The 6,461-nt window shown below is 42.7% G+C and carries 4 protein-coding genes; 2 read left to right on the forward strand and 2 right to left on the reverse strand.

Features of this window, described 5'->3' with window-relative positions:
* Window positions 1-53: 53 nt before the first annotated feature.
* Entirely contained in the window at window positions 54-1,712 is a 1,659-nt protein-coding gene (locus RH86_RS16755) for an FAD-dependent oxidoreductase (protein WP_009387450.1), read from the reverse strand.
* Window positions 1,713-1,985: 273 nt separating this feature from the next.
* Between RH86_RS16755 and RH86_RS16760 the strand changes: the two genes are divergently transcribed.
* Window positions 1,986-3,404 carry a regulator of chromosome condensation RCC1 gene (locus tag RH86_RS16760; RefSeq protein WP_009387452.1) on the forward strand — a complete coding sequence of 473 codons (1,419 nt, stop codon included), beginning with the start codon at window positions 1,986-1,988 and terminating at the stop codon, window positions 3,402-3,404.
* Between the two features lie 148 nt (window positions 3,405-3,552).
* On the forward strand, window positions 3,553-4,260 hold the full coding sequence (locus tag RH86_RS16765; RefSeq protein ID WP_139047665.1) for a hypothetical protein: 708 nt from the start codon (window positions 3,553-3,555) through the stop codon (window positions 4,258-4,260).
* Window positions 4,261-4,330: 70 nt separating this feature from the next.
* Here the strand turns inward: RH86_RS16765 and RH86_RS16770 are convergent.
* On the reverse strand, window positions 4,331-6,461 hold a 2,131-nt coding region (locus tag RH86_RS16770; RefSeq protein WP_050798550.1), incomplete at its 5' end, for a VCBS domain-containing protein.

Below are 6,461 nucleotides of genomic sequence, written 5' to 3' on the forward strand. Positions count from 1 at the left end.
CAGCGTTTACTGGCTTTTCTTGTTGTCACACTGAATCAAACTTCTTTTGGCTATTAAGCTTTAGCAAATTGATAGGTGCGGAAACCGCCGATGAGGTTGCGTGCTTTATAACCGTTGTTCACCAGTTGGCGATAGGCGACGTTACCACGTAACCCAACTTGGCAGTAAATCACGATCTCCTTATCCTTTGGTAATTCATTCATACGCCCGCGCAGTTGATCAACAGGGATATTGATATCACCGTCGATGTGGTTGCCGTTGACGCGTTCGCCAGGATTACGCACATCAAGTAGGATTTGCTCGTCGCTGAGCGAGTCAATTTGATCAAAATGAATCGGAGTCGCATCGCCCTTGATGATATTATTGGCGACAAACGCCGCTTGGTTTATTACATCTTTGGCACTGCCGTAAGGCGGTGCATAGGTGAGTTCTAAATGTTGCAGTTGTTCTACTGTCATGCCGGCACGTTGTGCCACGGCCATAATATCAATGCGTTTATCCACGCCATCTTTGCCAGCGGCTTGCGCGCCTAAGATTTTGCCAGTGGTTGGCTCAAACAAAAGCTTAAATGAAACCGTTTCTGCCCCTGGGTAGTAGCTGGCATGGCTTGCGGTATGAACGAATACTTTCTCGTAGTCAATACCTTCACGCTTGAGTTGCTTCTCGTTCTTACCGGTAGAAGCCACCGCTAAATCGAAGATCTTACAAATCGCAGTACCCTGTGTACCTTGGTAGATCTCATTGCGACCTAACATGTTGTCAGCTGCCATACGGCCTTGACGATTTGCTGGGCCTGCAAGTGGGACAAGTGTTGGGTTGCCAGTAACAAAGTCTTGCTCTTCGATGGCATCGCCCACAGCGTAGATATAAGGGTCGCTGGTTTGCATACTTGGATTCGTCCAAATACCACCCAACTCACCAATCTCTAGGCCTGCTTCTTGTGCCAATTTAGTTTCTGGTCGAACACCAATCGCCATGATCAGAATGTCGGTAATCAGCTGTTCACCGCTACTAAGCGTTAGATTTAATTCACTACCATCTTGGGTTTCGATATATTCTACGGCACTTAATGCGGCGTTAAGCCGTAGGTCGATATCATGAGCGCGGATCTCTGCATGAGCGAATCCAGCCATCTCTTTGTCCATTGGTGTCATGACTTGGTCGGCCATTTCAAGCAAGGTGGTCTTAGTACCAAGTTGATGGAATGCTTCCATCATTTCTAACCCAATGAAGCCACCACCCACTACGGTCGCGTGTTTAATCGGTTTGCTTTTCAGCGTGTTGATGATGCGATCCATATCTGGAATGTTTCGCAGCGAATGGGTGAGGGGATTATCAATACCTGCAATAGGCGGGACGATAGCGCCGGCCCCCGGGCTTAGCAATAAGAAGTCGTATTGCTCTTGATATTGCGTGCTATCCAGTAGGTTACGAACGGTGACGTGTTTGGCTTGGCGATCAATTGCGACGACCTCATTCATTACTCGCACATCAACGTTAAAGCGAGCCAGGAAACTTTCTGGTGTTTGGAGAAGCAATTTACTGCGCTCTTGAATGTCACCACCGATATGATAAGGCAAGCCACAGTTAGCGAATGAGACGAATGGGCCGCGTTCAAACATGATGATCTGAGCGTCTTCACTTAAACGTCGTGCACGTGCTGCGGCTGAAGCGCCACCTGCAACACCACCAACGATTACAATCTTAGTCATTTACTTCTCCAATACTCGATTGCCAAATTACGAGGAAGTTTTTTCCTGTGTTATTTAGCACTATATGTTTATATATTAGCTTTGTCTAATGTTAATGTAGGTATTCGTGAATCGAGAAGCATGATTTGAAGAGCATGATTTGAAGACTAAGTAACGAGGATGGTTTTTTATTATATTTCATAGCGATAGCTTTGCGGCAGTATGGTGTTTACGATAATATGCGCCTGTTTGAGTTCTTTTTGTTCATTTAACCTTTATGTTTGGTATCGTTCTATGAGTTCATTGAAAAAATCGACGGGAATTGTCGTTGCAGGAGTCGCGGTTGGTTTGCTGTGTGTTGCTTACTGGAAATATCACACGCTGGTGATGAGCATCGCATTCGAAGATCCTAAATTTCAGGCCTGTGTGCTAGAAGCTGGTAATGAAATCGAAGAAATTGAACATTTAACTTGTGACTATAATATTACTTCTCTTGTCGGTATTGAGCATCTAACAGAGTTATCTACATTGGTATTACACGATAGTGAGTTGGCCGTTGCTGATCTTTCGCAAAACCAATATATTAATGGATTTAGTGCAACCAATACGAAATTAGCGAAGTTGATTTTTGCTGAAGACAACTATCTATATTCATTAGAGATCAATAATAGTGAATTAAGTGATGTTGATATATCAAAGCTTAAACGTTTAGACTCTGTAGAGATCTCCAACAGCCAGTTGAATAGTATTGATTTTTCTAATAGTCCTGCATTGACGCAAATAAAACTGAATGATAATAGACTCGAAGAAATAAAAGGCTTGTCCAGCCTGCCAGTAACAAGGATTGAAGTGGCAGGGAACCAATTGAACCATTTAGATGTATCTAAATTGGTTGATTTGGAATTTCTTGATATCGAAAATAATAATCTCAATAGCATCGATATTTCCGCGAACAAAAATTTAGTTAACCTGCAAACGACAGGTAACGATATCGCGTCGCTTGACTTAGAAAATAGTAATGTAAAACTCAAAAATGTGACGTTTTCACATCCTACCGAGCTCAAGTTAAAACGCTATGAATGGGTAAAAGACGTGCCATTTGAGGATGAAAACTTTAAGCAGTGTATTCTAGATAGTGGACATGAGAAAGTAGCGAAAGTGGTTGAGTTAGCCTGTACCTCAAAGAAAATCAAATCGATTGCAGGCATTGAATATTTACAGAATCTTAAAAAGATAAATGTTTATGCGAATTACATTCAGGAAGCTGATCTCAGAGCGAATAAATTGATTGATTTTACTGCGACGAGAAATGCTATTCGTGATGTTAAATTTGGTTGGAACCCTGAGTTGAAAACCCTACAACTTGCCGGAAACCTTCTAGAAGAAATTGATTTTAGCGGTGTTGAAAATATTGAGTACATGGTGATGTGGGGAAATAAGTTTAAGCATGTCGATATTAAGAATTTACACTCGCTAGAAACGGTTTATCTAGGAGATAATTTCTTAACTGAGATTGATGTTTCAAAATTAAGGGTGCTAAAGAAATTGTTTGTAAATGATAATCGACTGTCTGAAATCGATGTGAGTAAAAATATAAACCTTATGGTTCTTGTTGTTCGTAATAATAATGTTCGCTCTCTAAACTTAAAAAATAATAAGAAATTAGCTAAAGACGAAGTCGGTGTCGATCAGTTCGTGCGAGTGATTCGATAGATATTCTTTTTGGGCGTACTACGTCGTCATGATAGGTCGATAGCGGCCTATCACGCATTTTAGCCCCTGTGTTTGGTGGTTGTTATCGCCCAAGCATATTGACTCAGTTTTACGCCATGAACGGTTTATGTATTTAGGTGATTTGGTTATGAAAAACACACAGATCTTCAAGTTATCCGCGTTATTTGCTTTGCTTGTTTTTACCGTCTTATTAGTTTTGGGTTTGTTTGCTGATTTTGATGGCGATATAAGTCGTTTTGTCGCCTATCTTGGTCGCAATGCTTATGATGTATCAAGCTACTTTGCTGTGGTAATAACAAGCTGTTTCTTTGGGTTGGCTTTCATTTTATGGGGTTTTTGGCGCACATCATGGTCTAAAAAAGGCGTGGCGATATTGATTTCGTTATGTGCTGGTACTGGCTTTTATGTTTACGTTTATTATGAGTTCTTGGTGTTTGATTATGTTGTCAAAGAGAACCCGTACCAAGGCGCTTTCGGTCGTGACCAAGTATTAGATGCCGATAATAGTCTTGATTTTAAAGCGAAGTATCCTGAGATATACCGAGATACGATCGGCAGTTCATACCTTAGTATGGATAAATATCGTGCGTGGCTGCGTAACAATAAAAGTCGTATCGCCCATAACTATAATGTTTGCTTTCAAGGCGAACAAATTGTCTTTAACGCGGTGAGTGAGTTTTTCGATAATGGTGACTATTGCCAGCCAGAGACAACGATTGAAGGTGATAATGCTGTTAAGCTTATTTTTACTCCGATAGGTGATAATCAGTATCAATGTAGCGGCTGCGATGGTTACTTGTTGCCGGTATATTGGAATCACTATGCTGAAAAGTGAGTAAAGAAAGACAAGCGCTAGCTAGGCTTTAACGCATTATTAAGCAGCGCTTGTCTATTGTGTTTTAAGGTTATCCATCAACGTTGACAACATTGAGTTGATCAACCAGCTTAACGATGATGGTTTCTTGGCTGGCTGCGACATCATTAATACCGAGCTCATTCCAGCCAACATTATTCATCACAACTTTACTCACACCACCATTTTCATCAGTAACTGCTAGCGTGGTGGTGGGGGTATCAGTTAGGTCATTAATATCGTCATTAATCTCAACTTCTATGTGATCAAGTAAGTCTTGAGTTGTCGGCGAGTCAGGAAGTAAATCCGATAGATCAATCACATCATTATTTACATTGAAATTCATGATGGTATCAGTGGTTGGGTTAGCACTACTGCCTGCATTTTCGTCAAGAATGCGGAAGGTGTCGTTGCCCATGCCGCTTCTAAATACATCGTCACCGGGTGTACCACTAAGAACATCATCACCTTCATGACCGTAGGTATCAGAAATAAGGAGCTTCTCTTCCGAAACAAGATGACTGAGCACTTCGGCATCGGACATTCCCGCCGTGTTCGTTCCTGTAAAGTCATTGATAGCAATGCCGTCTAGAGTGATGGATTGAACCAACTCATCGTTATTGTCTAGCAAGGATATTTGCGTATTGCCATCCACTTCGGTGAATTGCACATTCTGAGCGACATCGGTTGAGCTCCAAACTGAGCTTGCAGCGACAAAACCACGCAAATCTATGATGTCTTGGCTACTGTCGAACGTATCGATGACAGCACTACCAGGATCATCGTCTGTTCCCACCGTATCACTCGACCACGAATAAGTGTTGTCTGTCGCACCAACATTGATATTGACCGTAGCGGTATCACTGCCACCTTGCGCGTCTGAAATTGTGTACTCAAAGGTCGCCTTGCCTACATAACCCGAGCTTGCAGTAAACTCGATATCTCCAGAGCCATTAATAACGACGGTCCCACCAATTGCATTTTGTACAGATGTAATGGAGAGTGTTCCACCATCTATATCGCTATCATTTTCAAGTAATGCAGATGCTGCAATTATCAGGGTCTCGCTCTCTTCAACGTAAAGCTCACCTTTGGTAATGTCGTTATCGATCAGTTTTTTGTCGCTCATATCAAGCGTTACGTCTGCGTCGTCGTAGTTTAAATCAAGCGCAACATGATTGGGTGTTTCCGAGTTATCGGCTTGTATGGTGGTGAGTACAAAGGCATCAGCTAAGGTTTTCGAAATAATCATGTTTTGCACCACATATGTACCGTTACTGCCTGAGGTCGTTAACTCAAATGTTTTTACAGGGCGATCGGTGGTAAAGGAATAGTAATCTTCGTAAGAACCAGACTGGCGATAGCCGGATTGGGTATCAATCAGATCGCCATTTTCATCAAAGGCGGTAATTTTTACTTTGGTCGCGTTTGGCGAGGTTTCATCAAAATAACTACCTAAGCCACTGAGACGGAAGGTAACTTCGTTAATATCTTCCCCATCAATAGTAATAGATAGTTTTTCACCCTGGCTCAAACCACTATTATCATTATCCCCAATCCCAGAGCCTAAGTGACCATACGTGTTGTAGGCGGTAAGTGGGCCGCTTGAGCTTTTAGTGGTGATCGTAGTTCCATTTTCTTCAAAGACTGCGGTTTTCCCCGATACAGTACCCCAGTGGCTCGTCGAAATCGGGCCGTTGAACTCGGGCGTATTGGGATTTGCATCAAAGCTACCCACTTTTATATCACGGGTCATGGTTTGAATGGTTGCTTCATCAGGTACGAAGCGAACTTGGGCATTGGCATCATATTCTTCACCCACCACCATGTCTTGCCAACCTTGGTTATCCACGTTGTATTGCATCGTTCCGTAATCTGGAGCCTCATCGAGTCTAATTCGAGGATCTTGAGTCACTTTTGAGTCATTCATTGCATCAGGGATTTCATTGATGCCGTTAATAGTGACAGTAATATCGTGAGTTGTTCCGTCAATCGAGGCGACGGAGAAGACTTCTTGTTTGGTCTCTCCGGCTTTGAGATATTGCACGTCGGCATTATCGACTTGGTAATCCCAGTTACCATCCGCATCGATGGTGAGCGCGCCTAATGCGCCAGCTGGCGTGACGACGCTGGTCGGATCGAACTTGGCTTCACCGGTATCAGCATCGGTCAGGGTTAGAATG

Source organism: Vibrio sp. N418 (genome assembly GCF_000222565.1).
Taxonomy (GTDB): Bacteria; Pseudomonadota; Gammaproteobacteria; order Enterobacterales; family Vibrionaceae; genus Vibrio; species Vibrio scophthalmi.